Origin of the sequence: Komagataeibacter nataicola, assembly GCF_003207795.1 — a bacterium.
GTDB classification, from domain to species: Bacteria; Pseudomonadota; Alphaproteobacteria; order Acetobacterales; family Acetobacteraceae; genus Komagataeibacter; species Komagataeibacter nataicola.
This window is the reverse complement of the sequence record NZ_NIRT01000084.1, coordinates 1-1,264: the sequence shown is the minus strand read 5'-3', so window position 1 is coordinate 1,264 and position 1,264 is coordinate 1. Positions and strand designations below refer to the sequence as shown.

General features: G+C 63.4%; 1 protein-coding gene. It reads right to left on the bottom strand.

Going from position 1 to position 1,264, the window contains the following annotated elements:
- Positions 1-1,264: carbohydrate porin (locus CDI09_RS17350; RefSeq protein ID WP_110571464.1), on the bottom strand; the 1,264-nt coding region annotated here is incomplete at both ends.

The window sequence follows — 1,264 nt, the reverse complement described above, 5'->3', positions numbered from 1 at the left end:
GTAATGCTGCTGTGCAGGCCAAAAATGGCCTCGTTGCCCACGCGGCGGTTGTAGCTTACGCCATAATCCGGCACGCCGCCCGAGGGGTTCCACACGTACTGGAAGTCAGGCTGCATGACCATCCACGGCGTAACCTGCGCCTGATAGGTCAGTTCAAGGTGGTTTTCATTGCCCTGCACGGGGGTGTAGGCGCTCAGGGCGGAGTTGCGGTCAAACTGCCGCTCGCCCGAGCTTGCGCGGCCAATGCCCCAGCCCAGCCCGATCGTGTCATTGTCGCGTCCCCTGAACGGGGCCTTGAGGTTCAGGCCCGCATCAATGGCGAAGCTGATCAGGTTGCGGTCGCCGCTATTGCCGGTGGCGCGCACGAACAGGCCCACCGACCGGGCCGACTTGAGCGAGGGCCGCCAGAGCATCTGGTCGATGATGCCGTACACCATCCAGTTGCCCCGGTCCCAGCGTGGAATGCCGGTGGTGTCATTCGGGCTGCCCAGCGCCTGGCCTTTGTTGTTGTAGCGGTAATCGGCAAACTTCGCGGTATCATAATAGCCGCCCAGCTTGTACACGCCCGGCAGGCCGGGGTTCTTGGTCACATTGGACATATCGGCAGGCTGGGGGTTGAGCGCGTATTGCAGTTCGGTCATCAGCAGCGCGCCGGTGCCCATGTTGAAGTTGGTGCCGTTGGCGCCGTTATAGGTCTGGCTGGTGGGGTCACTGTTGCTGCCACGGTCCGCGCCGGTGGCCTGCTGGATGGGCAGGGAATTGTACCGGTTGCCCGGCGGGTTGTCGTCGGCCGCGGCAAACATGAAGGTGAACTTCTCGCTCGGCCGGTAGCGGATGCGGATGGCGGGCGACGACAGCGGCCAGGACGGGCCGCCGCCATACAGGTTGACCGACGGCGCCATGGGCCAGCCAAAGTTCGCGTTGAGGTAGAGCGAGGCGTAATCGCTGATCAGGAACTCGGTATCGAGATCCTGCTGGCCGATTTTCACATCCAGTTTGCCCTTGAGAAAGGACTGCTGGTACCACAGCTCGAACAGGCGGGTGGAACGGTCGGCCTCGAACCCGCTGACGGGGTTGAAATTGGCCAGGTGATCCTGCGAGATCGAGCGCCCGCGTGTCTGCAGCGCGCTGACATTGAACAGGCCGCCCTTGAGGCCAAACAGCTTTTCGGTATCCACGGTCAGCGTGGGCATGGTCACGCCGTCATAGGCGGGGCCGGTGCCCGAGCCACTGGAGCCATCGTTGCTGGAAGGCGAACCGCCGG